Annotated in this window: 21 protein-coding genes and 1 pseudogene; 11 read left to right on the top strand and 11 right to left on the bottom strand. The window is 68.4% G+C overall.

The features are described from left to right. The 5 genes from AMA02S_RS01190 to AMA02S_RS43205 all read left to right on the top strand — a co-directional run. The coding region (locus AMA02S_RS01190; protein ID WP_067450079.1) for an SDR family NAD(P)-dependent oxidoreductase at window positions 1-4741 on the top strand (4741 nt) is incomplete at its 5' end. Between the two features lie 44 nt (window positions 4742-4785). Next, a complete protein-coding gene (gene ccrA / locus AMA02S_RS01185) occupies window positions 4786-6117 on the top strand; it encodes a crotonyl-CoA carboxylase/reductase (protein ID WP_067450076.1) in 1332 nt (443 codons plus the stop codon). Between the two features lie 67 nt (window positions 6118-6184). Further along, window positions 6185-6595: a VOC family protein gene (locus AMA02S_RS01180; RefSeq protein WP_067450189.1), complete on the top strand. Its 411-nt coding sequence runs from the start codon at window positions 6185-6187 to the stop codon at window positions 6593-6595. Window positions 6596-6645: 50 nt separating this feature from the next. Further along, window positions 6646-7110, top strand: a complete 465-nt coding sequence (locus tag AMA02S_RS01175; RefSeq protein WP_067450073.1) for a helix-turn-helix transcriptional regulator — start codon at window positions 6646-6648, stop codon at window positions 7108-7110. Between the two features lie 106 nt (window positions 7111-7216). Then, on the top strand, window positions 7217-8182 hold the full coding sequence (locus AMA02S_RS43205; RefSeq protein WP_084264403.1) for a hypothetical protein: 966 nt from the start codon (window positions 7217-7219) through the stop codon (window positions 8180-8182). Window positions 8183-8470: 288 nt separating this feature from the next. Here the strand turns inward: AMA02S_RS43205 and AMA02S_RS43850 are convergent. Further along, a pseudogene (locus AMA02S_RS43850) lies at window positions 8471-8811 on the bottom strand (IS110 family transposase); the annotation flags it as partial. Between the two features lie 19 nt (window positions 8812-8830). On the opposite strand from AMA02S_RS43850, the gene AMA02S_RS01165 reads away from it, so the two are divergent. Further along, a complete protein-coding gene (locus AMA02S_RS01165) occupies window positions 8831-9154 on the top strand; it encodes a hypothetical protein (RefSeq protein WP_067450183.1) in 324 nt (107 codons plus the stop codon). Window positions 9155-9590: 436 nt separating this feature from the next. Here AMA02S_RS01165 and AMA02S_RS01160 read toward each other — a convergent pair whose 3' ends face one another. Further along, window positions 9591-10400 (bottom strand): class I SAM-dependent methyltransferase, encoded by an 810-nt coding sequence (locus AMA02S_RS01160; protein ID WP_067450070.1) that lies wholly within the window; start codon window positions 10398-10400, stop codon window positions 9591-9593. Between the two features lie 677 nt (window positions 10401-11077). On the opposite strand from AMA02S_RS01160, the gene AMA02S_RS01155 reads away from it, so the two are divergent. Then, window positions 11078-11461 carry a hypothetical protein gene (locus AMA02S_RS01155; RefSeq protein WP_157430301.1) on the top strand — a complete coding sequence of 128 codons (384 nt, stop codon included), beginning with the start codon at window positions 11078-11080 and terminating at the stop codon, window positions 11459-11461. A gap of 617 nt (window positions 11462-12078) precedes the next feature. Continuing rightward, the gene (locus AMA02S_RS01150; RefSeq protein WP_067450064.1) at window positions 12079-12936 is read left to right on the top strand and encodes an SDR family oxidoreductase; all 858 of its coding nucleotides are present in this window, start codon (window positions 12079-12081) and stop codon (window positions 12934-12936) included. Window positions 12937-13037: 101 nt separating this feature from the next. Here AMA02S_RS01150 and AMA02S_RS01145 read toward each other — a convergent pair whose 3' ends face one another. After that, on the bottom strand, window positions 13038-14099 hold the full coding sequence (locus tag AMA02S_RS01145) for a S1 family peptidase (protein WP_084264402.1): 1062 nt from the start codon (window positions 14097-14099) through the stop codon (window positions 13038-13040). Window positions 14100-14846: 747 nt separating this feature from the next. Between AMA02S_RS01145 and AMA02S_RS42725 the strand changes: the two genes are divergently transcribed. Continuing rightward, window positions 14847-15008, top strand: a complete 162-nt coding sequence (locus AMA02S_RS42725) for a hypothetical protein (RefSeq protein WP_169806756.1) — start codon at window positions 14847-14849, stop codon at window positions 15006-15008. An 8-nt stretch (window positions 15009-15016) separates the two neighbouring features. After that, on the top strand, window positions 15017-15319 hold the full coding sequence (locus AMA02S_RS42720) for a hypothetical protein (protein WP_169806755.1): 303 nt from the start codon (window positions 15017-15019) through the stop codon (window positions 15317-15319). 190 nt (window positions 15320-15509) lie between these two features. Here the strand turns inward: AMA02S_RS42720 and AMA02S_RS01135 are convergent, their stop codons facing one another. The 8 genes from AMA02S_RS01135 to qcrB all read right to left on the bottom strand — a co-directional run bounded on the left by AMA02S_RS01135 (window position 15510) and on the right by qcrB (window position 23035). Beyond that, on the bottom strand, window positions 15510-16439 hold the full coding sequence (locus AMA02S_RS01135) for an aminoglycoside phosphotransferase family protein (protein WP_067450057.1): 930 nt from the start codon (window positions 16437-16439) through the stop codon (window positions 15510-15512). Window positions 16440-16759: 320 nt separating this feature from the next. Continuing rightward, complete coding sequence (locus tag AMA02S_RS39760) at window positions 16760-17398, bottom strand: DUF4360 domain-containing protein (RefSeq protein WP_084264401.1); 639 nt, start codon at window positions 17396-17398, stop codon at window positions 16760-16762. A gap of 95 nt (window positions 17399-17493) precedes the next feature. Further along, window positions 17494-18102 (bottom strand): DUF4360 domain-containing protein, encoded by a 609-nt coding sequence (locus AMA02S_RS01130; protein ID WP_169806754.1) that lies wholly within the window; start codon window positions 18100-18102, stop codon window positions 17494-17496. Window positions 18103-18217: 115 nt separating this feature from the next. Continuing rightward, on the bottom strand, window positions 18218-18853 hold the full coding sequence (locus tag AMA02S_RS01125) for a DUF4360 domain-containing protein (protein WP_067450054.1): 636 nt from the start codon (window positions 18851-18853) through the stop codon (window positions 18218-18220). Between the two features lie 77 nt (window positions 18854-18930). Then, window positions 18931-19566, bottom strand: coding sequence for a DUF4360 domain-containing protein (locus tag AMA02S_RS01120; RefSeq protein ID WP_084264399.1), 636 nt, complete (start codon window positions 19564-19566; stop codon window positions 18931-18933). 27 nt (window positions 19567-19593) lie between these two features. Continuing rightward, on the bottom strand, window positions 19594-20211 hold the full coding sequence (locus AMA02S_RS01115) for a DUF4360 domain-containing protein (RefSeq protein ID WP_067450051.1): 618 nt from the start codon (window positions 20209-20211) through the stop codon (window positions 19594-19596). A gap of 190 nt (window positions 20212-20401) precedes the next feature. Next, window positions 20402-21010 (bottom strand): DUF4360 domain-containing protein, encoded by a 609-nt coding sequence (locus AMA02S_RS01110; RefSeq protein WP_169806753.1) that lies wholly within the window; start codon window positions 21008-21010, stop codon window positions 20402-20404. Window positions 21011-21406: 396 nt separating this feature from the next. Next, entirely contained in the window at window positions 21407-23035 is a 1629-nt protein-coding gene (gene qcrB / locus AMA02S_RS01105) for a cytochrome bc1 complex cytochrome b subunit (protein ID WP_369688367.1), read from the bottom strand. 222 nt (window positions 23036-23257) lie between these two features. Here qcrB and AMA02S_RS01100 point away from each other — a divergent pair, with 222 nt between their 5' ends. Further along, window positions 23258-24475: a PucR family transcriptional regulator gene (locus AMA02S_RS01100; protein ID WP_067450046.1), complete on the top strand. Its 1218-nt coding sequence runs from the start codon at window positions 23258-23260 to the stop codon at window positions 24473-24475. The last annotated feature ends 55 nt before the right edge of the window (window positions 24476-24530 follow it).

The raw sequence follows: 24530 nt of genomic DNA, 5'->3' as shown, positions 1-24530 counted from the left end.
CCGCGGCCGGGCCCGCGCCGCGGTCGCCGCCCGCGACCGCCCCGGGCTCGTCGCCGGGCTGTCCGCGCTGGCCGAGGGACGCCCGCACCCGGGCGTCATCACCGGTACGGCGCTCGGCGCGCCGGGCCGTCCGGCCTGGGTGTTCTCCGGATACGGCGCGCAGCGGGCGGGCATGGCGCGGCGGCTCCTTGAGGAGGAGCCCGCCTTCGCCGAGGCCGTCGACGACCTGGACGAGCTGTTCGCCGGGGAGGGCGGCCCCGCCCTGTGGACGCTCCTCGACGAGGGCCGGGGGCCGGACGGTCCCGCCACCGCGATGCCGGTGATCTTCGCGGTCCAGCTCGGGTTGGCCCGCATGTGGGCGTCGTACGGGGTCACGCCCGGCGCGGTCATCGGCCACTCGATGGGCGAGGTCGCGGCCGCGGTCGTCGCCGGGGCGCTCACCGTCGAGGACGGCGTGAAGGTGATCTGCCGCCGCTCCCGCCTGCTGTCGCGGCTCGTCGGCGGCGGCGCGATGGCGGTGCTCGGCGTGTCCGCGGCCGAGGTCGCCGCGCTCGCCCGTGACCTGCCCGAGGTGTACGCGGCGGTGCACTCCTCGCCGCGGCAGACCGTCGTGACCGGCGACGCCGCGCAGGTCGCCGAGGTCATCGCCCGCGCCGAGGCGCAAGGGGGCCTCGCGCGGCCGCTCACAGCCGAGGGCGCGGGCCACTCGCCGCAGATCGACCCGCTGCTCCCCGAACTGCGCCACCAGCTCGCCGGCGTCGGTCTCGACGCCGGCACCCCGCTCGCCGAGGGCATCGCCCTCTACACCACCACCCGGGACGACCCGCGCTCCCTCCTGGACGGCGCCGTCCCACTGGACGCGGAGTACTGGGCCGCGAACGTCCGCGAACCCGTCCGGCTGACCGGTGCGGTAGCGGCGGCGGCCGAGGACGGGTACCGGACGTTCGTCGAGGTCAACGCCCATCCGATCCTCGCGCACGCGATCACGGAGACGCTGGAGGGTACCGGCGCTCTCGTCACGCACACGCTGAGGCGGGCACCGGCGGGGCAGGAGACCGACGACACCCTCACCTTCCACGCGCAGCTCGCGACACTGGCGGCGCACGGGCACCCGGTCACCGCGCCCTCGGACGGACGGATCGTGGACGTCCCGCACTCGCCGTGGCGGCACGAGCGGCACTGGGCGGACCTGCCTCCCCGCACGTCCGGCCACCGGGACGAGCATCCGCTGCTCGGCGCGCACGTCGAGCTGCCCGGCGAGGACCGGCACGCCTGGCGGGCGGACGTGGGCCTCGCCGCGCAGCCGTGGCTGCGGGACGCGACCGTCCACGGCCTGCACGCGCTGCCCGCCGCCGCGTTCGCGGAGCTGGCCCTCGCGGCGGGCGCCACCGCCCTCGGGACCGACGCCGTCCGCGTCAACAGCCTGTGGATGGAGCGGCCGCTCGCGCTGACCGACCACACGACCATCACCACGACGTTCGACGAGGCGGAGCAGCGGGTCGAGGTCCACGCGCTGACCCCGGCGGGCACCTGGGCCCGGCTGGCCAGCGCGGACGTGGGCGAGGACCACCGCGCGCCCACTCTGGTCGGCGCCGGGGCCGTCGGCGTGGTGGTCGAGGGCGCGGAGCGCGGCAGCCGCCATTACCGGCTGCACCCGGAGGTGTTCGGCCGCTGCCTGTCGGTGCTGTCGGCCGAGGCCGGGACGGACGGCGGGACCTGGTGGCCCGAGACCATCGGCAGCCTTCGTGTGCACGGGCCGACGCATCGCGGCGGCCATGTCCACGTCCAGATCGTTCAGGGAGAGGACGGCCTGACCGGCTCTGTTCGGCTTCTCGCGGCGGACGGGCAGGTCCTGGCCGAGGCCGGCGGGATCGTCCTGCGCCGCGTCGAACGGCACGACGTCCCGGTGCCGGTCGCCGCCAAGCTCGTCGAACTCGCCTGGGATGAGACCGACCGTCCCGATACCGACCTTTCAGACATCGACTCTTCGGATACCGACCCTTCCGACGCCTCCCCGAACGTCGCCGGAACCTGGCTGGTGCTCTCCGAGGAGGACGACGCGCTCGCCGCGGCCACCGCCTCCGGACTGGTGGCGCACGGGCAACGCGTGATCCGGCACCAGCAGACCACCCGTCCGGGAACCGACCGTTTCGCGGTGAACCACCCGATCGACGGCGTGGTCCTCGTTCCGTCGGCCGACCTTGTGGACGAGGAGCTTGTCCTCACTGTCGCCGAAGTGAGTCGCACCTTGCCCGATGGTCCCCGCCTCTACGTGGCGACCCGCAACGCACTGCCCGTCCGGGACGGGGAAGCGGGTGAGCCGGGCCACGGGTTCGTCAGCGCGCTCACCCGCGTCCTGGCGTTCGAGCGGACCGTCCAGAAGGCCACTCATGTGGACGTGGACCGTCCCGCCGATCTGGTCGCCGAACTGCTGGCGGACACCGACGCACGCGAGGTCGCCTGGCGCGCCGGGCGCCGCTACACGGCACGGCTCACGCGGGCCGCCCTGCCCGAGCCGAAGGGTCGGCCGGCGCGCCTCGTCCGGCGCGGCGGCGCCTACGTGATCACCGGCGGCTACGGCGGGGTCGGGCTGGTCACGGCCCGGCTGCTGGCCGAGCGCGGCGCGGGGCGGATCGTCCTGTCCGGACGGCGCGGTCCCGGCGCCGACGCGGAAAAGACGATCGCCAGGCTTCGCGAGGACGGCGTGGACGTCGGGGTCGTGCTCGGCGACATCGCCCACCCGAGCACCGCGCAACGCCTGGTCGAGGTCGCGCGGGAGGGCGGCGTCCGGCTGTGCGGCGTGGTGCACGGCGCCGGGGCGCTCGACGACCGGCTGATCGCCGACCTCGGCGTCGAGGATCTCCACAGGGTGTGGACGGCGAAGGTCGAGGGCGCGCGGCGGCTCAGCGAGGCCACCTGGGACCTCGATCTCGACTGGTTCGTCACGCACTCCTCCGCCGCCGCGCTGCTCGGCTCGCCCGGCCAGGCCGCCTACGCCGCCGCGAACGCCGCGATCGACGCGCTGGTGGCCTACCGCCGTGCGCGCGGACGCCCCGGGACCACCGTCAACTGGGGCACCTGGTCGCGGGTCGGCGCCGCCGCCGACACCACCGTCACCGTGATCGACCCGATCAGCCCGGCGGAGGGCGCGGAGGCGCTCGAAACGCTGCTCGTCCACGGGATGCCCGCAACGGGCGTGCTGCGCTTCGACCCGGTCACCGCCCTCCGGCTGTTCCCTGAAATCCGCAGAATGCCGTACTTTGCGGATTTCGCCGGCACAGCCGACGAACAGGGCCCCGGCGGCGTCGGCGACTGGCCCGGCGTGGACGCGCTCACGGACGTCGCCCCCGCCATCGCCCGCACGATGGTCGCGGCGCGGATCAGGAGCCGGATCGCCGCCGTCCTCGGCTTCGACCCACGGCGCCTGGACCCGGCGGTCCCCCTCACCGACCTCGGCCTGGACTCGCTGATCGCCGTCCGGATCAAGAGCGGCGTCGAGCACGACCTCGGACTGACCGTCCCCGCGTCCGTGCTGCTCCAGGGCGCGAGCGTGACCACGATCGAGGAGTGGGCGACCGCCGAACTGGGCCTTATCGGTGCCGCGCCCGCCACCGCGAACGCCGAGGCCGGGTACGTGATGCCCCGCGACGCCGCCGAGCGCCTCGCCGTCCGGATCTTCGAGGACGTCCTCGGCCTGGACCGCGTCGGCGTCACCGCGGACTTCTTCACCGACCTCGGCGGCCGGGACGGCCACGCCGACGAGGTCCTCGCGCGGGTCGTCGCCGAGATCGGCGGTGAGGTGACCCGCGCCCGGCTGTTCCAGGTCCCCACCGCCGAACACGTCGCCGGGTTCATCCGGGACGCGGACGTCGAGGCCGCGCGGCAGACCGTCCGGCCGCTGCGTCCGTCCGGGGGCCGCCGCCCGCTCTTCGTCGCGCACCCGGCGGGCGGCACCACCGCCTGCTACCGGCAGCTCATCGACCTTCTGGGCGACGACCAGCCGGTCTACGGCCTGGAGCGGTTCGACGACGCGCCCCCCGTCGCAGACCGCGCCGCCCGATACGTCCGGCAGCTCCAAAAGGAGCAGCCGGCAGGCGCGTTCCGCCTTGGCGGCTGGTCGTTCGGCGGCGTCCTCGCCTACGAGACCGCGCGGCAGCTCACCGCCGCCGGACGCGACGTCGAGTTCGTCGCGCTGTTCGACGCGGGCCTCCCGCTCGCCGTGGACGACGAGTCCGCGACCCTAGCCCGCCGGTTCGCCGCGTTCGTCGACTACATCAACGAGACCTACGGCCTGGACGTCGCGCTCGACTACGAGGAGCTGGTCGGCCTTGACGAGCAGACCCAGTTCGCGCTGGTCATGGAGCGGGCCGCGCCGCTCGTCGACCACATCCCCCCGGCCGCCCTCGCCCACCAGCTCACCTCCCATCAGGACACGAGGTCCCTGGAGGCCTACGACCCCGGCCCCTACGACGGGCACGTCATCCTCTACCGCGCGCCCGAGGAGACCCCCTGGGCGGTGACGGACGCACGGTACGCGCTCGACGGGACCAACGGATTCGGCGGGCTCTGCTCCGACCTGGAGATCGTCACGATCCCCGGGGCACACCACCTGAACCTGCTCGACCCACCGGCGGTGGACGTCCTCGCCGCCCACCTGACGGCCAGGCTCGCCGACCGCCCCGCCCCCGCCGACCGCCCCGCACCCGGCCCCTCCCGGAGTACGGCCGCTCCGGCCCGCTGAGGACCCCCAGCCACGACCCCGCCGCCCACCCGGAGGACAACCCCATGGCCCACCCCGGCTCGTCCGACGACCTGCTCGACGCCGTCCGGTCCGGCGCGAGCGGCCCCGAGCTCCAGGAACTCGACCTGCCGACCCGCTTCCGCGCCGCGTTCACCCTGAAGGACGAGGTCGGGATCTTCGAGGGGCACACCGACAAGGACGTCCGGCGTTCCCTGCACATCGGCGAGGTCGACATGCCGGAGCTGGCCCCGGACGAGTGCGTCGTCGCGGTCATGTCGGCGGCGATCAACTTCAACACCGTCTGGTCGGCGATCTTCGAACCCGTCCCCACCTTCGCGTTCCTGGAGAAGTTCGGCCGCCAGGGCTGGCACGGCGCCCGGCACGACCTGCCCTACCACGTCCTCGGCTCGGACGGCGCGGGCGTGGTCGTCCGCATCGGCCCGGGTGTGAAGAACTGGAAGGCCGGCGACAAGGTCGTCCTGTCCCCGTCCTACATGGACCAGGAGGACCACGGCTCCTACGACGACGCCATGATGAGCGAGAGCCAGCTCGCCTGGGGCTTCGAGACGAACTTCGGCTCTCTCGGCGAGTTCTGCATCGTCAAGGCGAACCAGCTCATCCGCAAGCCCGCGCACCTCACCTGGGAGGAGGCGGGCGCCAGCACCCTCTGCGCCGCCACCGCGTACCGGATGCTCGTCGGCACCCACGGCGCCCGCATGAAGCAGGGCGACGTCGTGCTGGTCTGGGGCGCCACCGGCGGCCTCGGCTCGTACGCGACGCAACTAGTGAAGAACGGCGGCGGCATCCCGGTCGCGGTGGTCTCCTCCGACGAGAAGGCCGCGATCGTCCGCGCCCAGGGCTGCGAGCACGTCATCAACCGCAACGACCTGGACCTCGGCGAACAGGGCCTCCGCCACCCCAAGGCCGGCCGCATCCTCGGCGAGGCCGTCCGCCGCCTCGTCGGCGAGGACCCTGGCATCGTGTTCGAATACCTCGGCCGCGAGACGTTCGGCGCGTCCGTCTACGTCGCCAAGCGCGGCGGCAAGATCGTCACCTGCGGCTCCTCGACGGGTTTCCGGCACGAGTACGACAACCGCTTCCTCTGGATGCGCCTGAAGAGCATCATCGGCTCGCACGGCTTCAACTACCACGAGGCCGTCGAGACCAACCGCCTCATCGCCCTCGGCATGATCCACCCGACGCTGTCCAGGGTCTTCCCCCTGGACGAGGCGGGCGAGGCGACCCGCGCCGTCCAGCGTAACCAGCACGTCGGCAAGGTCGCCGTCCTCTGCGCCGCCACCGCGGAGGGCCAAGGCGTCGACGACCCCGCCCGCCGCGACCGGCTCGCCGACAAGCTCACCCTCTACCGCCGCTGAGTCGGCATGGGGAACCGGTCAGGAATCGAGAAGCCCCGATGACCCTCCCGCGCCTAGCGTGATCGGCATGGACATCACCATTCACACCAGCTTCCTTCCGCACGACGACCCGGACGCCTCGCTGGCCTTCTACCGCGACGTCCTCGGCTTCGAGGTCCGCACCGACGTCGGCCAGGGCAAGATGCGCTGGATCACGGTCGGCCCGAAGAACCAGCCCAGCACGTCCATCCTCCTGGCGCCGCCCGCCACCGACCCCGGGATCACCGAGGACGAGCGCCGCACCATCGGCGAGATGATGGCCAAGGGCACCTACGGCTGGATCCTGCTGGCCACCACCGACCTCGACGACACCTTCGAGAAGGTGCAGGCCGGCGACGCCGAGGTCGTCCAGGAGCCGACCGAACAGCCGTACGGCATCCGCGACTGCGCCTTCCGCGACCCCGCGGGCAACCTGGTCCGCGTCCAAGAGCTTCGCTGAGCGCCTGCCCGGCCGGCCCTTCCCGTGGAACCAGACAAAGGAGCACTCTGATGTGTCGACCTTCCTGGTCGCGCGCGCTCACCACGGCGCAGCGCCTCAGCGACCTCGCGCGGCTGCGCCGCGTCCGCGACCGGATCGACCGGGACTACGCGCAGCCACTGGACGTGGAGGCGCTCGCCCGCGGCGCGCACATGTCGGCCGGGCACCTCAGCCGCCAGTTCCGGCTCGCCTATGGCGAGTCGCCGTACGCCTACCTGATGACGCGGCGCATCGAACGCGCGATGGCGCTGCTGCGCCGCGGCGACCTCAGCGTCACCGAGGTGTGCTTCGCGGTCGGCTGCTCATCGCTGGGCACGTTCAGCACACGCTTCACCGAACTGGTTGGCATCCCGCCCAGCGCCTACCGCCGCGGCACGGCGGGCGCTGCGGCGGGGATGCCGCCGTGCCTGGCGAAGCAGGTGACCAGACCGATCAGGAGCCACCAAGCGCCAGTCCGCGAACCGCAACCCGCATGACCATCCCCACGACCGGCGGCGACCCGCCACGAACCCAAGGGTCAACTCTGCAATAACACAGCGTTGCCATCTGATTACTGTTAGTTTGATGCTCGTGCCTACGAACATGCACGAGCTGCCGCTGGAGATGGTCCGCAACCAGCCGGCACTCGTCCCAGCGCTACTGCGCAGAGTCTTCGACCTGGACGTGTCCGGCCAGGGCCGGGTCACGCTGGCGTCGGAGTCCTACGCCGAGACCCATCCGGCCGAGCTGCGCTGCGATGCCACCGTCCTGCTCGGCGAGCCGGACGCCCCCGATCTGGGCGTCGTCGTGGAGTCCCAGCTGCGAACCCGGGAGGAGAAGCGATACAGCTGGCCCGCCTACCTGGCCTCACTGCGCCTGCGCCGCAAGTGCCCGGTGCTGCTGCTGGTGCTCTGCCCCGACCAGGCCACCGCACGAGGCTGCGCCACGCCGATCGACATGGGCCATCCCGGATGGGTGCTCAAGCCCCTCGCGGTCTCCCCGGAGGGCCTGCCCCCCATCACCGACCCGAAAGAGGCGTGCCGCCTGCCGGAACTCGCCGTGCTGAGCGCCCCCGCCCACGCCGACGGACCGCAGGCCGAAGCCGTCCTGAACAGCGTAGCCGCCGCGCTCGAGACCCTGAGTGACGACGTCGGGGACCTATATCATGAATACATCTTGCCGCAGCTCTCTGAAGCCGCCCAGAAGCTACTGGAGGAGACCGTGGAGAAGAACGGCTACGAGTGGCCGTCGAAGTTCGCAGCGACCCACCGAGCGGCCGGCCGCGAAGAAGGCCGTGCAGAAGGTCGCGAAGAAGGTCGCGAAGAAGGCCGCGAAGAAGGCCGCGAAGAAGGCCGCGAAGAAGGCCGCGCGGAAGGTTGTGTGAAGGGCGAGGCGAACATGCTCTTGTACGTCCTGGAGACGCGTGGCATCCCGGTTCCCGATCACATCCGTGACCAGATCAACAGCTGCGACGATCTCGATCAGCTGCACCGTTGGGCCAAGTGCGCCATGACCTCCGACACCGCGGAGGAGTTCTCCGCAAACTTCAGCAATGCTGGCGCTGTGTGACTGAGATGCGGGTCTGACTCTCGACTTCAAACTATCGATGCGCGCCGTCCCGGCGGATGCATTCTGTGGGGTATCCCTACGGGGTTCGTCAAGGCCTTTGGTGTCCTTGGGTGGATTCGTAGGTTGATAGGTGGGGCTGTCGCGGAGCATGCGAACAACACGTCGCAGTGGCGGCGCCGGGCAGATCAGGGCGGCGTTGCGGCGCTTGGGCCGCGGTGGTAGTCAGGTGCTGGGTGAGTTTGCGGCCGGTGAGAGCAGCCGGTGACATCCGGCCTGGCGCAGCTACGGGGGACCACCGAACCGCGCCAGCAACTCAAGCACGGCTGGGCAGGCGACTCTGGGGCCCAGCACCCGCTCCAGCGCTGGGTGGATTTTGGCGAGCAGCCCGCGGATGCGGTTGTGGAATCGGGTGCTTCGGCGGTTAGGCGTCATCAAACCCGACCAGCACGTTCAGTTCGGCCAGGGCGTCGTCGCGGTATCGAACATGCGTAAGTGTGCGGCATAGTGCGGTCGGCGTCGGCGTCGGCGTCGGCGTCGCCGCTGACGTGGGCGTCGCGGGCATCGGTCTTGGCGGCTCCAGGGTGCAGATCGGCTAGACGGCGCATGATCGGACCGGACGGGTAAGCAACCCGGCAGTTGGAGGAGAGCGTGGAGAAGAACGGCTACGAGTGGCCGTCGAAGTTCGCAGCGACCCACCGAGCGGCCGGTCGCGAAGAAGGCCGTGCGGAAGGTCGCGAAGAAGGCCGCGAAGAAGGTCGCGAAGAAGGCCGCGCGGAAGGTTGTGTGAAGGGCGAGGCGAACATGCTCTTGTACGTCCTGGAGACGCGTGGCATCCCGGTTCCCGATCACATCCGTGACCAGATCAACAGCTGCGACGATCTCGATCAGCTGCACCGTTGGGCCAAGTGCGCCATGACCTCCGACACCGCGGAGGAGTTCTCCGCAAACTTCAGCAATGCTGACGCTATGTAAACTGAATCCCGGTTTTGACCCTCGGGCGTCCGCTGTCGGTGTGCGCCGGTCCGCTCGTTCCGCGACGGGGCGCCACCTGCCCGCCACGCGTGGGCGCGAGATTCTTTCCTGGCTCACCGGGCGGAAGGCTTTGTCGAAGGTGTGGGCAGAGCGGCCGTCATGGTCCTGGAGGAGCGTGGTGTCACGATTGCGCCTCTGGAAGAGAGTTACGGGTAGGCGTCGCGTCGGCCCCGATCGGCGTTGATCACGAGCGTCGTCCCGCCGTTGGCTTGACGGGGACGATGCGGTCTCATGCGCGTGGTTGTCGGTCGTGTGAGAACGGACGCGCTTCCTGGGGCGGCTCGAGACTCTCCTTGCGGCCTCGCTAAGTTCCCGGTTCGGGATCCTTCAAGGCCCTGTGCTCGGCGGGTGGCTGGTTGGAAGTGACGGCAAGCGGTCATGGTGGTGCCGTGCGGCGGCCCCAGGCGGAGATCATGGGGGAGGTGGACAGGTCGAGGCGGCCGGCGGCGACGTTCGCGAGGTGGGCGTCGATGTCGGTGTCCGTCGCGAGCCCGGCGGCGACGAGGGCGTCGCGGACGTGCCGGACTGTTGCCGCTTCCAGGGTGTTGCAGGCCGGCGAGGTGATCGGGAAGTAGCCGTCCGCGTTGACGTCGCTCAGCCCGGTCTCCCGCAACAGCCGGGGGAGCTTGCGTCCATAGGCGAGGTCGACGCCGCGGGTAGTCAGCAGCGAACGGAAACCGGTGCGCAGTTTGTTGGCCAGCATCTGTTCAGGGCCATATTCGTCCAGGCAGGTGAGGGGCTGCAACGCCGGGTCCGCGTCCTCAAGGAGAAGCACTCCGCCGGGCCGCAGCGAATCGGCCATCGTGCGCAGGGCCCGCTCGCGGTCCGTCACGTGCACGAGCACCAGCCGGGCGTGCACGAGATCGAAGCCGCCGCCCTCGGGTGGCGCGTCACGGCCCACGTCATGGCGCAGCACCTTCACCACGCCCTCGGCCGGCCCGGCGACCCAGGAGGTGTCGATGTCGGTCGCCACGACCTGGCCGGTCGGCCCGACCTTCCCGGCCAGCCAGGTCACTACCGAGGAACCGCCCGCCCCCACCTCCCAGCAGCGCCAGCCCGAGGTGATGCCGAGTTGTTCGATGTGCCGAAAAGTGGACGGGTCGAACAGCTCGCTCAGCGCGTCGAATCGGGTCCCCGCCTCTGGCCGGGCATTGTCCAAGAGGTAGCCGTCGCCGGAGGAAGCCATAACGGCAATCATCGCATTCGGCCAGGCCAAGGTCGGATTCAGGGCATGGCGATCGGGCCGGTTCGGTCGATGACGCGTCCCGGGCCTGCGCCGGGCCTCGGCGGGGAGGGACTCGCTGGACGGGGGTTCGTCGGTCGACTACGTGTTTTCCGGCGGCGTGCGCATCGCCTCGTGGACGGTGATCGCGCAGGGCAGTGACCATTCGGATCTCGCGATGTGTCGTAGCTGCACTCTGCTTCGGGCCGCTTTCCCGTTGACGCATGCCTGGCGGAGCTGATCGGTGCTCATCGCAGGCAATTCAATCTCCGCTCTGGGCGAGTGGAGCGGTGGTCGTACAGTGCGACGGCCGTGAGTGGGAGCTTCCAAAGACTTGATCCGCCGGTCTCTTGGCGAGCGTGAGTGAATGGTTTGCTGCCCGTGCATAAATGCGGGTCTCGGACTCAGTTCAGATATGGCAAGAGGTTCTGGTAGCGCTAGCTGTACCACTCCTTCCCCTGTAGGCGGGGTCGCCCAATCGGGGGGTCCGGACGGCAGACTTCGTATGGCAAACCCAATCCATCGGACGCGGAGCCGAGTACGTCTCGCGAGAATGGGATTTCCAGTGCTGGATATTCCAGGCTCAGCCGAGGTGTGCGTGTGCCTCGGACCGTTCGTCCAGCGGAACGAAGGAGTTATTGATGCGTGCACGAATTCTGGCGGTAATGTCCCTTGCCGCCGCGCTGACGGGTGGACTCGCGTCCGCCCCCGCCCTGGCCGCCCCGGCCCCGGTCGCCGGGGTATGTAATGTCTCGGCGGACATGAATGAGGTCAAGCTCCCCAACCAGCAGAACGCAAGGGCGGCCGATTTCTGGAAGGTGCAATGTCCGGAGGCTCGTCAGGTGCGGGTGAAGATCGACTACGTGACCGGGCGGTCGGTCGTCGCGGAGGCCAACATCGAGGCCGGAGGCCAGTGGGAGGCCCTGGACTTCACCCAGGACCCCTCCGGCAGAGGCACGAGCGGCTACATCTCCTTCTTCGAGAACGGTGAATTCGTGTACGGGGAGAACCTCAACTGGAACTGACCGTTCCGCGTCCGGCTGCCTTGCCATATGCGGGATGAGGTGGGTGGAAATCCTGGTCACCGCCCAGTCGGGATCGGCGCAGGGGCAAGCCGCTCATCGCAGGACGCTGCAACCGGCGGGCGAGGCGCCTTGAACGGTGACGGGTCTGCCAAACATCGGGTGGACACGGGGTGGCCGGTGGGCCAGGGGGGTGTCCCCACCGGCCGTGCTGTGTCCTTTCTGACCGAGCCGTCCGGGGGTTGGACGGCTCGCTCCGGTGGCGGGGTGGACGCTGGGGTCTGCCCCGCCACCGGAATGTCCTCAGCGTGTCGCTCGCGCGAGCGGCCAATTCGTCGAAGGCGGAAGCATCGCTTGAGTGAGGGGCGAGCGTGGGACAAGCTACAAGCGTCCACGACCTGACCCGATTTGGGCAATTCCCCGACAGCGACCGAGCCCTCGCCGACAAAGCGGGGGCTCCTGGCTGTCGGGAACTGGTGCGCGAAGTGTCGATGGCAGCTGGCAGGGACGAGACTTCGTGATGGAGTTATGGTGGTCCTTGGCAGGGTGCAGCGTCGGAACGCCCCGCCGGCCGATCGGGGTCTCCATGGCGCGTAGTCATACGTGCATGTGGAGTCGTCATGGCGAGTCTCGATCGCAAGCCCACCCTGGTCATGGGAGCCCGCGGAAACGTCGGCAGGTTCGTCCTGCGACGACTTCTGGACGGAGACCTCCCGGTCCGGGCGTCCGCGCGCCGTCCTGAGCCCGGTTCGTTTCCCGACGGTGTGGAGGTGTTCGCCGCCGACCTGACCGATCCGGAAAGTCTCCGTCCGGCGTTCGAGGGTGCTGGGCAGGTGTTCCTGTACTCCGACCGAGAGAGTGTCGGCGGTGTTGTCCAGACCGCCTGTGCCGCGGGTGTGGAGCGTCTGGTGCTGTTGTCCTCGGGGAGCGTGATCCACCCCGGCTCGGCGGGCAATCCCATCACGGAGAGACTCCGCCGGATCGAGGACGCGTATGCCGCCGCCGGGGATGTGCGGGTGGTGCCGATCCGTCCGCTGGTGCTCGCCACCAACGCTCTGAGCTGGGCCTATCTGCTCCGCGCCACCGGGAGTCTGCCGCTGTACCAGCCGGACGCGCTGACCGCTCCGATCCATGAACAGGATGTGGCCGCCGTCGCCTGTGCGGCGCTGACCGGCGCCGTCACACCGGCGGTGAGTGGACTGCTCACCGGGCCTGACCGGATGTCGCAGCGTGACCAGGTCGCCGCCATCGGACGCGCCGTGGGTGCGCACATGCCGTTGAAGGAACTTTCCCGCGACGCCGCATTGGAGCAGTTCTCGCAGTTCATGCCGTCCGAAGATGCGGAAGCGGTGCTACGTTTCCTCGATGACGCGGCTGCTGGGAACTCACCGAGGGCGTGCACTGTGCGGGATGTCCTGGGCCGTCCGGCGATCGGCTTCGACCGGTGGGCGGCTGATCATGTGGACGATTTCCGGTGAGGCGACCGGCGCTGGGATGTGCGTCGACGGCGGGAGTGCGTGAAGAGGGGTGTGGGGCTCCCGCTGGGCCGGGAGCCCCACATGCGGGGGGCGGGCTGTGACTACTTCTTCAGAGTGAGGTTGCCGGCCTGCATGGCCTCGTCCAACGGCTGGAAGAACGACTCGAAGCCGCTGCCGTTGCAGGAGCTGCTGCTGATGCCGGAGGTGATGCCTACGGCGATGTTGCCGCTCTGCAGGGAGCCGCCGCTGTCACCGGGCTGGGCGCAGGCGTTGGTCGCGATGAGGCCCGTGACCGCGCCCTCCGAGTAGTTCACCGTGCGGTCGTAGGCGCGGATCGTCCCGGAGGTCGTGCCGGTCGTGGAGCCCTTCTTCTGGATCTGGGTGCCGACCGGCGGCTTGCCCACCTCGGTGAGCTGGGCGTTGGTGGTGGTCATCGAGGTGTTGGTCACCCGGATCGTGCCGTAGTCGTTGTTCGGGAAGCTGCTGAGCTGCCGGGTCCCGACGGTCTGCCCACCGGCCGTCCAGGTGGCGCCCGCGTTGGTGCAGTGCCCGGCGGTGACCAGGTACGTCGTGCTGCCGCTGACGCCGAAGGCCGACACCGAGCAGCGCGAGCCACCGGTCATGATCGCATCGCCCGGACCGAGCGTCAGGCGCGCCGCGCCCGACACGCGCTGGATCTTGACGTTGCCGCTGATCGAGCGCGCCTGCTTGAGCAGGGACTTGGTGGCGGCGTCGTTGTCGCTCTTCGGAACGTAGACGACGACGGCGTTGGTGACGACGTCGACGCCCCAGGAGAGCCCGGTGGCACCCTTGGTGCCGGCGAAACGGTCGAGCTTCGACTTGGAGTCGTTGAGCGGCTGCATGCCGTGCTTGACGATGCGGGCCTTGGCGCCGGCGGTCCTGACCTGCTGGGCGGCCGTCGCGTTGGTGACGTTGACGACGAGGTTCCCGGAGCCGTCAAGGTAGGAGCCGGCGTACTGGGAGCCGAGCCGGCTGGTCAGCTGGTCGGACAGCTTGGTCTGGGGAGACTGGGCGTACGGAACGGTCCCTGCCGCCTGCGTTCCGGCCGATGCCGGAACGGTCCCGAGCGCCGGGAGTGTGATCAGGGCCGCAGCACCCAACAGCGGGGGGACCACGCGTTTGAGGTGCATTCCACGGTTCATCCTTGTCCACCTTTCGCCACCGATCGCCGGTGGGCGTCGGCGGCAACCTGGGTTGCGGGGGACGCGCCTGATCAGCGAACTCGCTGGGGAGGGCTCGCGATAAGGGCGTCGTGTGACAGCAAGGTACGTCGATGAGCTGTCAGTAACCAGATTCAAGCCATAACTGAAATTTCAGCGCTTCCCGAATGCGCTCGAACTCGTCAGGCGGTGCCGATACTCATCGGAATGAGGTGCGACCAGACATTCAATGACGTGGCCGGCAGCCTTCAGGGCCATTCCAGAATGGGATTTTCGAAGCGCATTGTCGCTGATCAACGCGGAGATGCCGTCCGGTCTGCTCTCACGCTGCCCGGTGCTGTGGCCGCTGGAGGCTCCGGGGGCTGCACGGCCGGCGCGCCGTCCGTTCTAGGCCTGATACCGGTGGTCGCGGCCGGTTGAAGACTCGCGCGACGGTGCCCGATCGCCTCGCGAACCGTCTGCTAGGGTGCTCGCGATTTCCCACCAGGGGCTTTGCCTCGCCAATCAGCTTCCCCTGTCCGATGGCAAGGGGAAGGTGAGAGTCACACGGCATCCTGACAAGGCGTTCTGTGATGGTTGTGACTGTGCGGCGGGCCCTGCCGTCTTCGAAGACGTTGCGCTGCCCGTCGTGCCCGGGCGATTTTCTGTCCTGGCGTCGCGACGACCCGGCGATTCACCGGTACCACGACCCGGCACTAGCACGGGATCGGGTTCGTCTCTTAACTCGGCATGATCGGGATCTCGCTGGTGCTCGTCCTCTACCTGCAGACGGCGCGGGGCTTCTCGCCGGTTCGGACGGGGTTGCTCCTACTGCCCGGCGCCGTCCTCACCGCAGCAGGGTCGGCCTTTGCTGGACGCCTGGCGGACAGGATCGGCGGCATTTCATCCTGATGGCCGGGATGGTCACCCTGGCTCTCGGGATGGTCGTCCTGGCCCTGACGGCGCGTGCGGACGCCGGCGCCTGGTGGCTCCTGCCCGGCCTCCTGATCATCGGCCTGGCCAGCGGCGCGAAGTTCGCGCCGGTGCAACACGTCACGATGGACGGCGTCACGGCTGAACTGGCAGGGGCCGCGTCCGGGGTCGCCAACACCACCCGGCAGGTCGGCGGTGTGGTCGGCACCGCGCTCGTGGGCAACGGGCGTGACCCGGCTGAAGCCGAAACCGGGCTCAACGCACGGTCCAGATCCAGCAGAGCGACGTGAGTCCCAGGGCGCGGGCGACGGACTGGGACGCATGGTTGGCCGCGCCGGTGTTGTAGAGGAGCACATCCCTGTGGCGACGGGCCTGCCCATTGTCGTCCCCTACGCAAGGACGGGGCCTGACCGTGTGCCGCGCGCCGCTCGGGGAAGACGAAACATTTCCCTCAGGGAACCACCTACACGGGTTGTGTCTTCATGCCCTGAACCGCTCGTCCCACCGGCGCGACACCGGTAGCGCGACGGCGACTTGCACGGGGTCCAGCGCGGTCCTGCCGTCCTCGACGTCCCACAACGCGTTCTGCAGGACGCGGCCGAGGGTCCAGCCGGCCGCCCGCCGCCGGTCCAGGCCAAGGGCCTCGGTCAGCAGGTCGAAACGGCGGAGCACGACGCGCGCCACGTCGTCGATGCCCTCCAGCCGGTTGTCCAACGCCGGCAGCAATTCGAACCCCGGGTCGCCGCATAGCGGTTCGGGGTCGATGGCCAGCCAGGGTTCCCGCTCACCGGCGAGGATGTTGTCGTAGTGCAGGTCCCAATGCAGGAGCCGGTCACCGGGCTCGCCGATCAGGTCGGACACGGCGGACGCGCAGCAGCGCACGAGGCGCTGGTCGTCGGGGTCGCGGAGCAGCGGCACGGCCCGCGGGACCTGGTCGAGCATGGCGGCGGCGATGTCGGACAGCCGCCGCAGCCCCGCGGGTGCGGGCACCGAGGTCAGGCGGGCCATGATGCCGGCGAGCACGCGTATGGCCTCGTCGTCGATCACTGAGGACAGCGGCCGGGACGCGTCCAGCCGTTCCAGCAGCTGCGTGCCGCTCGCCTCGTCGTAGTCGAGGAGACGCACGATGCCGTCGCCGCTCCACGTCCGCAGTCCGATGGCGGTTCCGGCCGTCTCGTCCCGGAGTTGCTGGAGCTTGAGAACGGCGGGTGCCCGGTCGGTCTGGAGCACGGGCAGGACCAGCGAGGCCATGCCGTAGGCCGCCGGGCCGTCCGGCCTCAGGTCCCAGCGCTCCAGGAACGCCGCGCCGAGATGGGGCAGCCCGGCGATCCAGGCGCGTGCCTCGGGACCGTTTCCGCCATAGGACGCGGCGAACGCTTCGGGGACGTCGATGGTGGCCGACGCGGTCATGAAAGGACATCTCCTTCGTGGGTGTGGTCGATGCGTGACGAACGAAGGAGATCAGGAGGGGCCCGGTCAGCGGGCAGGCGTCAAAGCATTCCTCCACCCTACTCGGACGTGATCGCGGTCAGCTTCGGACAGGGCACCTCTTCCAGCCGAATGAGTACGTCGTCCTGCGCGAGAGGTCGGCGTCGTGCTCCCGGAGGGCCCGGCCGGTCGCTGTGTGCCTGGCTTTCAGAGTGGTGACCCCCTCGGCGCGTCGTCGGGTCTGGCCTGCCCCACAAGGGATCTGGGTGCCGACGTCCTTTGCTCGGACCCATGGGGACGGCTCAGCCAGGACAGTTCTTCCATGCGAAGTAGTACGTCGCCTTGCTCGCACCTGACGGGGACGAATTCGATATGAAACTCACCTTCGAGGGATCAGAGGTACCCAGGTTCGCTTGTAGTTCCGTCGTGAGGTTAAGGTTGCGCAGCTCACCGCAGGGCTTGTAGATAGTGGTCTCGGGATCAGTGGTGTCGCGAAAATTCCAGGTGTTGTCGTATGGTCCATTGAGGGTATGAGTGAAGCCGGTCGGCGACGTCGTTCCCTGGAAGTAGAATTTCTGCGTCACCTTCCCGGAGGCGCCGGCCTCCAGTTTCGCGGTGCCGCCTTGCTCGACTCCTCGGATCCCGTAGGTGTAGCCCTGGGGCACATGGATTTTCATGTAATAACTACAGGTCTTTCTAGCGGCCGAAGGTGGCGAGTCTCCTCCGACGGAGGCCGTGACTGCGTCGCCTGTGACGGTCATGCTGGATTTGTCATGAGAGATGGCCACCCCCCCTGTTCCGGGACAGGCCCCGTTGACGGTAATGATCTCGATGCTGACGCCGTCTGGCGGCGGGGGATCGGCGGCCGCGGTGGCGGGAATTAGCAGGGGTAGGGTGACGGTGGTCGCCAAAATGAACATCGTTCGTGGAGTCTTCTTCATGGCGCTTGGTCTCCTTTAGCTGATCGGCTGACGACAAGTCGCCCGCACTTCTCCGACGGCGAAGGCAACGTGCCGCCGTCATGGCTGCCTGCCCTTCAGGGGCAGGTCTTCCAGGCGAGGCGGTACCACGTTCGGGCGTCGACGGTGGTCATCGACAGGTAGCTGACCTCCATAGGGTCAGAGGTCCCTCGGATCACCCGAATTTCCGTATTGATGGCGAGAAGGCGGTCCTCGCCGCATGGTTTGTATGCCACCGAGCCGGTCTCCTCGACATCGGAGATCTCCCAGCGGTGGCTGAACGGGCCTCTGATATCGAACGTGTGAGGCGTCCTCGTCGGCATTTCACTGAACTCGTAGTTCGTTCGCAGATGGCCAGAGGATCCTTGCGCCAGGGCCGCGTAAAGCTCGTAGTTGACTTCCCTGATGCCAAAGGTGAATTGCGCCGGAGTGCTGATGAGCAGGGACAGCCCGCACTTCTTTCGGAAGTCGACCGGTGCCGAGTCGCCTCCGACATAGGCCGTGAAGGCGTCGGGATCATAGTCGATGACGATGGTCTCGTTGCCCAGGAGAAGCGAGACGTTCGTCCTCTTGGGCGGGCAGCCACTGCCGTTCTCGGCCACGACCTTGAGGGTGACACCCGTCGGCCCCGCGACAGCGGGTGCGGGAGAGACCGTCAGGACGGGCAGGGCGACGGTGGCCGCCATCACGATCGTCGTGCGTGTTAATCCCCACATGCGGCAGGCTCCTCTCGATCGTCCGGGCGACGGTTTGGTCGTTTTCATGGGATTCGTGCTGCGAGGTCGCGGCTCGATCGGCCCATCACGGGCAGCGCTTCCATGCGAAGTGGTACGCCGGCTTGCTGTCGGGACCGAACGACATGGAACTGACCTTGGCTGGGTCAGAGGTACCCAAGTTCACTCGTATCTCTATATTGATGAGAAGGGTTCGCTCCTCGCCGCACGGCTTGTAGACCAGTGATTCGGCATCCGGGTTCTCGATGACCTGCCAGTTCGTCTTGAGCGGGCCGAGAACGTCGAAGGTCAGCGGAATACTCGACGGCATCCCACTGAAGAAGTAATTCGACCTCAGGTGACCGGAGACCCCCTTTTCCAGGTTCACGGTGACGCGGTGGTCGACTTGCCTGATCGCGAAGGTGTGGCTGGCGGGTCCGCTGATACGCAGAGACAGCTGGCAGTTCTTCCGGTAACTGGTCGGTGTCGAGTCGCCGCCGGCGCGGACCGTGAAGTCGTCGGGGTCGTAGTTGATCACGAAGCTCTCGTGGTCCGGTGACAGGGTCACGTTCGTCTTCTTGGCCGGGCAGCCACTGCCGTTCTGGGTGACGATGTCGATGGTGACCCCGTCCGGACCCTGGGCGGCGGGCGCAGGCGAGGCGATCAGGATGGGCAGGGCGATGACGCCCACCGCCAGGCTCGCGATGCGTTCGGCATGCTTCATCGGTGCGGGTTCCCCCAGTCAGAGATGGAGCACGGACGCTGCCGGCGGCCCGCTGGCGTTTCGAAGCCGATGCCCCATCACGGGCAGGTCCTCCAGGCAAGCGTGTACTTCGTGCTGCCGCCGGGGGAGCCGATCGACATCGAACTGACCTTCACAGGGTCAGAGGTGCCCAGGCTGACCCGCAGTTCCATCCCGATGTTGAGATTTCGATCCTGGTAGCACGGCCTATATTGCCTCTCAGTACCGACGGTTTCCGCGAAATGCCATCCGCCGGCTTGTGGTCCCTTGAGCACGCTGGTGCTCCGATCTGTTTGCGCCATTCCCTGGAAGTAGTAGTTGGAGTTCTTGGTGCCGGAGGCTTCTGGTTCCAGGCTAGCGGAGCCGTAGTGGTCGACCTGCTTGATGCCGTAGGTGTAGTCCTCGGGTACGCCGAGATGAAGGGACACCAGACAGTTCCTGCGAGAATCGGTCGGACCGGAGGCACCTCCGGCACGGGCGGTGAAGGCGCTGGAAGTGAAGGTGAGCGTGAGAGTGTCGTTGTCGTCGGCCACGGTGGCCGTCACCGTTCCGGCCGGGCAGCCGTTGCCGATGGCGCTCACGACGCTGACAGTGATCTTCCCCGGGGGCTGGGCGGCGGGCGAGGGTGAGGCCGTCAGGACGGGCAGGGTTACGGCGAACGCCGCGATGCCGGCGAATCGCTCAGTGGTTCTCATGCGCGGGTCTCCTCACATTGGACAGAGTTATGCGGGGCAGTGTTTCCAGAGGAAGTGGTACCTCGTACTTCCCTCGCGGGACCCGATAGACATGTAACTCATCTTGGAAGGGTCGGACACTTCTCTGATGACCCGCAGTTCTTTCGTTATCATGAAATCGCGTTGGCGGTCGCATGGCTTGTAGAGCGGATCCTTGAGATTGCCGATCTCGTGGTACGTCCACGCGCCTTCGTATGGGCCCTTGAGCGTGTGCGTGAGAAATGAGTCCAGTATGAATCCATCGAAATAGAAATGAGTCTTCTTGGAGGCGGAGACGCCGGCCTGGAGGCCGGCGGAGCCTTGGTGATCGACTTCCTCGACCGCATAGGTGTAGCCCGCCGGTATCTCGATCCGCAGCCGGATTCCACAGTTCTTTCGCCAGTCGTTCGGCGGTGCATCGCCACCGGTGGAAACCGAGAAGTCGCCGAAGTAGACGGTGAAAGAGGTGTGGTCGTCGGACAAACCGGCTGCTGCCCCCTTGCCCATGCAGGGGTAGCGGCCGTCCTTTACCACCTCGATGCTGACGTCGTCCGGTGGCGGAATGGCGAACGCGGGCACGGCAGTAACGAGAGGGAGGGCGGCGATCCCTAAGGCCGCTATCGCCATGCGTCGTGTATTCATCATGAGGCCGGCTCTCCAAGCGCTGGTCTTGGTACTGCTGTCGGGGGGACGTTTCGGCGGACGCCGGGGCGGGCCGCCAAGGGGGCAAGGGCGGCCCGCCCCATGCCCGGGCGCGCGGTACGTTCGGCGGTTTCCTGGTCGCCTACCGTGCGGGGGCTACCGAGATCACCTGGGCTTATGCGGTGCAGCGCTTCCAAGCGAAGCGGTACTTCGTGTTGCCGTCGGGGGCGCCCTGCGAGAAGGAACTGACCTTGGTGGCGTCGGAGGTGCCCAGGTCCGCCCTCAGGTCCTTGGCGATGAGGAGATTGCGGTCCTCACCGCAGGCCCTGAAGACCGGGGTGATGACGTCCTTGCCGTTCTGGACCTGCCAACCCCCGTTGTGTGCGCCCTTGACCGTGTTCTTGAGCGTGTTGCCCACCGCGCTTCCCTGGAAGTGGAATTCCTCCAACACATGACCGAAGGTGCCGGCCTGGAGTTTTGCGGATCCGTGGTGGGCGACTTCGTCGATCGCATAGGTATAGCCCGCCGGTACTTTGATCTTCAATTCGAGCCGGCAGGTCTTGCGGGCCGCCTGCAGGGACGGGTCGCCGCCGACGGACACCGAGAAGTCCCCGAGAGAGACCGTGAAGCCGGTGTTGTCGTCGTAGATTCCGATGGCCACCGTCCCGACCGGGCACGTCCGTTTGTCGTTCACCACGTCGATGGTGACCTTGCCGGACGGGGGCGGATCGGCAAGCGCGGGGGAAGCGGTCAGGAGGGACAGGCCAACGGTTCCGGTGGCCACGAACGCCGCGATTCTGGCATTCTTCATTGGTCGTACGTCTCCCAGGTCATTGGCGGTACCGACACGGCATTCTCGGCCGTCCGGTATTCCGGGGTAGCGACGGTTACGACTGAGCCGCTGATCAGGTCGAACCGGTGATCTTTTGTGACAGTAATCTCGATCCGGGGAAGGCGTCAACGCCGTTCTTTTCAATCCCGGGCGGCCTTAACTTTCAACCGCTGGATCACTCCAGGGCGGTTCACAATTGGTCCCATGGGGCTCAGGAACACCAGCTGAGAGCGTGTTCCATGGACACCCGGGTTTCGTCCGTATGACTTTCTCGTTAATCACGGCCGGAACGCGGATGGACCCGTCCAGGAATGGATTGCGGATTGGCGGCCGGGCGGCGTCGTCAGGTCAGGGGCCGAGGGCTTTGCGCTCTTCGCCGCCGGTCGAGGTCGGCGGCTCGCCAAGGTCGCGCATGAAGCGGCGGTTCAGGGCGATACGGAGGCGGCCCAGAGAGGTCCGCGCCTCGGGAGAGGAGACCCCGCGGGTCTCGGGACGGGTCAGGGCGACGGCGGCCGGCGGACGGGCGTCCGATATAGGGGCCAGGCGGTCCTCGTCCAGGGGACGTTCGATCTCGATGTACTCGCCTGCGGGCGTGCGGCGGATGACGCCCGTCTCCAGTCCGTGTTCGACGAGACCGAGGTCGCGGCGTTGCAAGCCCAGGCAGATGCGGTAGGCGATGACGTACGCCAGGACGGGGCCGAGGATGACGGCGAAACGGAAGAACCAGGTCGTCCAGAACAGCGGAATCTCGAAGCGGTCCGCGATCACGTCGTTGCCGCCGGCCAGCCAGAGGACGCCGTAGAAGACGATGCCGCCCGCGCCGACGCCCGTCCGGGCGGGGACGTCGCGGGGGCGGTCGAGCAGGTGGTGGACGCCGTGGTCCCCGGTGACCCACCGTTCGAGGAACGGGTAGGCGGCGAGGCCGGTGAACAGGATCCCGGGGACGATCAGCGCCGGGACGATGACGCTGAGGGCGAGCGTGTGGCCCCACGCGTTGATCTCCCAGGCGGGCATCATGCGGAGAGCGCCCTCCAGCCAGCCCATGTACCAGTCGGGTTGCGAGCCGGAACTGATCGCACCCGGGTCGTAGGGGCCGAACAGCCAGATGGGGTTGATCTGGAAGAACGTGGCGAGCAGCGCCGTCACGCCGAAGACCCAGAGGAAGAACGCGGTGGTCTTCGCGATGAAGACCGGGAAGAAGGGATAGCCGTAGACGGTCGTGTTGGAACTGCCCTTGCCCGGAAACTGCGTGTGCGTCTGTCGCCATGTCAGGACGACCGCGTGCAACGGGATCAGGGCGAGCAGGATGCCGGGGATGAGCAGGATGTGGATGACGTAGAGCCGCGGGATGATGACGTCGCCGGGGAACTCGCCGCCGAACAGGAACATCAGCGCGTACGAGCCGACCAGCGGGATCGAGGCGATGACGCCCTCCAGGATGCGGATGCCGGTGCCGGAGAGCAGGTCGTCCGGCAGTGAATAGCCGAACAGTCCGTTGAGCATGACCAGCATGAACAGCACGATCCCGATCAGCCAGTTCAGTTCGCGGGGCTTGCGGAACGCGCCGGTGAAGAAGTTGCGCAGCAGGTGGATGACGATCGCCGCCATGAACAGGACCGTCGCCCAGTGGTGGATCTGCCGCATCAGCAGGCCACCGCGGACGTCGAAGCTGATCTCCAGCGTGGACGCGTACGCCTCGCTCATCCGGACGCCCCGCAGCGGCTCGTAGGAGCCGTTGTAGATGACCTCGTCCATGCTCGGTTTGAAGAACAGGGTGAGGAACACCCCGGTCAGCAGGATGATGAAGAACGAGTACATGGCGATCTCACCGAGCAGGAAGCTCCAGTGGTCGGGGAAGGCCTTGCGGATCGCCCTGCGCAGGAAGGGCGCCCCGCCGAGGCGGTCGTCCACGGCTCGGCCGGTCGCGCCGAGGGCCTGGGGAGCTTCGCGGTCGCCGGACATGACCACCTCGCGCATCGGTTGGTCGTGCCTTCACTGTCGCACCGGACGGCGGGACGGGCCAGAGTGTCCGACCTGTGGTGCTTCGTCACGAAATCGGCCAAACCTGGTCGACCCCGAACCTAGACTTTGCTCCCTGGGACGCACAGGGTCATGCTTTGCCCACACAGATCACATAAGTAGTGAATTGCCCCGTGTGTACGGCGCGCAACGCAAGGGGACGAGCGGCGGGAGGTACACGTGGCGGACCAGGGTTCCACCGCCGACGGGTCCCCGTGGGTGGATGTGCCCCGGGAGCTGGCCGACCACATGCGGCCCCACCTCGACGAGGTCGCGGACGCCATGATGCAGGAGATCCAGACGCGCGTCCGCGAGTACGACAGGCCAGGCGACGGCTTCTACTCCGAGACCCTCCGGCTCGCCGTCGAACGCGTCCTGCACTACTTCGTCGAACGGGTGGCCGATCCCGGTCACGACCCGTCCGCGGTCACCGACTTCTTCCGCGCGATCGGCCGAGGCGAGGCCGGCGAAGGCCGCAGCCTGGACGCGATGCAGACCGCGATGCGCGTCGGCGGCATGGTCGCCTGGCGGCGCATCGCCGAAGGCGCCGACGCCCTGCACGCCTCCCCCCGCATGCTCGGCGCCGTCGGCGAGGTGCTGATGCAGTTCCAGGACGAACTGGCCGCCGCCGCCGTCGAGGGATACTCCCAGGCCAAGGCCGCCGTCGCTGGCGAGATGCAGCGCCGCCGCAAACGGCTGCTCGACCTGCTCCTCGCCGACCCGCCCGCCGCCCCCGAAGCCATCGCCGACCTCGCCGCCGCCGCGCACTGGCCCGTCCCCCGCACCGTCGCCGCCGTGGCGCTCGACGGCCCCCACCGCGAGGCCGCCCTGCGACCCGCGTTCCCGCCCGACGTCCTCGCCGACCTCACCCGCCGCACCCCCAGCCTCATCATCCCCGACCCCGACGGACCAGGCCGCGCCAAGATCGTCGACCGCGCCCTGTCCGGCACCCTCGCGGCGGTCGGCCCGACGGTCCCGGTCGTGGAGGCGGCGCGGTCGAGCCAGTGGGCCGGCAAGACCCTCCACCTCGTCCAGCGCGGCGTGATCGAGCCCGGCGACGGCGTGATCCGCTGCGTGGAGCACATGTCCACCCTGATCCTCTTCCAGGACGAGGAACTCGTCACCGCCCTCGCCGACCTGCGCCTCGCCCCCCTCGCCCACCTGCGCACAAGCCAGCAGGACCGGCTCGCCGAAACCCTCCTCGCCTGGCTTCAATCAGGCCGCAACGCCAACGAGGTCGCGATGCGCCTGCACGTCCACCCCCAGACCGTCCGCTACCGGTTGCGGCAACTCGAAGAACTCTTCGGCGACCAACTCCTGGACCCCGACCTACGCTTCGACCTGGAAATCGTCCTGCGCGCTCGTATTTATTGCAGTGCCCTTGGCGTCGGACGCTAGGGCGCCCTCCTTCGGCGGGCACTGCGGCGATCGCTGTGTTTATTGCAGTGCCCTT

The sequence above is a fragment of the Actinomadura macra NBRC 14102 genome (assembly GCF_001552215.1).
GTDB classification, from domain to species: Bacteria; Actinomycetota; Actinomycetes; order Streptosporangiales; family Streptosporangiaceae; genus Spirillospora; species Spirillospora macra.
Note: the sequence above shows the minus strand (reverse complement) of the source record. Positions and strands in the feature narration are given on the sequence as shown.

Coding starts and splice junctions, on each gene's coding strand:
- ccrA (WP_067450076.1), top strand. CDS start 4,786: ATGGCCCACCCCGGCTCGTCCGACGACCTGCTCGACGCCGTCCGGTCC.
- AMA02S_RS01180 (WP_067450189.1), top strand. CDS start 6,185: ATGGACATCACCATTCACACCAGCTTCCTTCCGCACGACGACCCGGAC.
- AMA02S_RS01175 (WP_067450073.1), top strand. CDS start 6,646: ATGTGTCGACCTTCCTGGTCGCGCGCGCTCACCACGGCGCAGCGCCTC.
- AMA02S_RS43205 (WP_084264403.1), top strand. CDS start 7,217: ATGCACGAGCTGCCGCTGGAGATGGTCCGCAACCAGCCGGCACTCGTC.
- AMA02S_RS01160 (WP_067450070.1), bottom strand. CDS start 10,400: ATGGCTTCCTCCGGCGACGGCTACCTCTTGGACAATGCCCGGCCAGAG.
- AMA02S_RS01155 (WP_157430301.1), top strand. CDS start 11,078: ATGCGTGCACGAATTCTGGCGGTAATGTCCCTTGCCGCCGCGCTGACG.
- AMA02S_RS01150 (WP_067450064.1), top strand. CDS start 12,079: ATGGCGAGTCTCGATCGCAAGCCCACCCTGGTCATGGGAGCCCGCGGA.
- AMA02S_RS01145 (WP_084264402.1), bottom strand. CDS start 14,099: ATGAACCGTGGAATGCACCTCAAACGCGTGGTCCCCCCGCTGTTGGGT.
- AMA02S_RS42725 (WP_169806756.1), top strand. CDS start 14,847: ATGATCGGGATCTCGCTGGTGCTCGTCCTCTACCTGCAGACGGCGCGG.
- AMA02S_RS42720 (WP_169806755.1), top strand. CDS start 15,017: ATGGTCACCCTGGCTCTCGGGATGGTCGTCCTGGCCCTGACGGCGCGT.
- AMA02S_RS01135 (WP_067450057.1), bottom strand. CDS start 16,439: ATGACCGCGTCGGCCACCATCGACGTCCCCGAAGCGTTCGCCGCGTCC.
- AMA02S_RS39760 (WP_084264401.1), bottom strand. CDS start 17,398: ATGAAGAAGACTCCACGAACGATGTTCATTTTGGCGACCACCGTCACC.
- AMA02S_RS01130 (WP_169806754.1), bottom strand. CDS start 18,102: ATGGCGGCCACCGTCGCCCTGCCCGTCCTGACGGTCTCTCCCGCACCC.
- AMA02S_RS01125 (WP_067450054.1), bottom strand. CDS start 18,853: ATGAAGCATGCCGAACGCATCGCGAGCCTGGCGGTGGGCGTCATCGCC.
- AMA02S_RS01120 (WP_084264399.1), bottom strand. CDS start 19,566: ATGAGAACCACTGAGCGATTCGCCGGCATCGCGGCGTTCGCCGTAACC.
- AMA02S_RS01115 (WP_067450051.1), bottom strand. CDS start 20,211: ATGGCGATAGCGGCCTTAGGGATCGCCGCCCTCCCTCTCGTTACTGCC.
- qcrB (WP_369688367.1), bottom strand. CDS start 23,035: ATGCGCGAGGTGGTCATGTCCGGCGACCGCGAAGCTCCCCAGGCCCTC.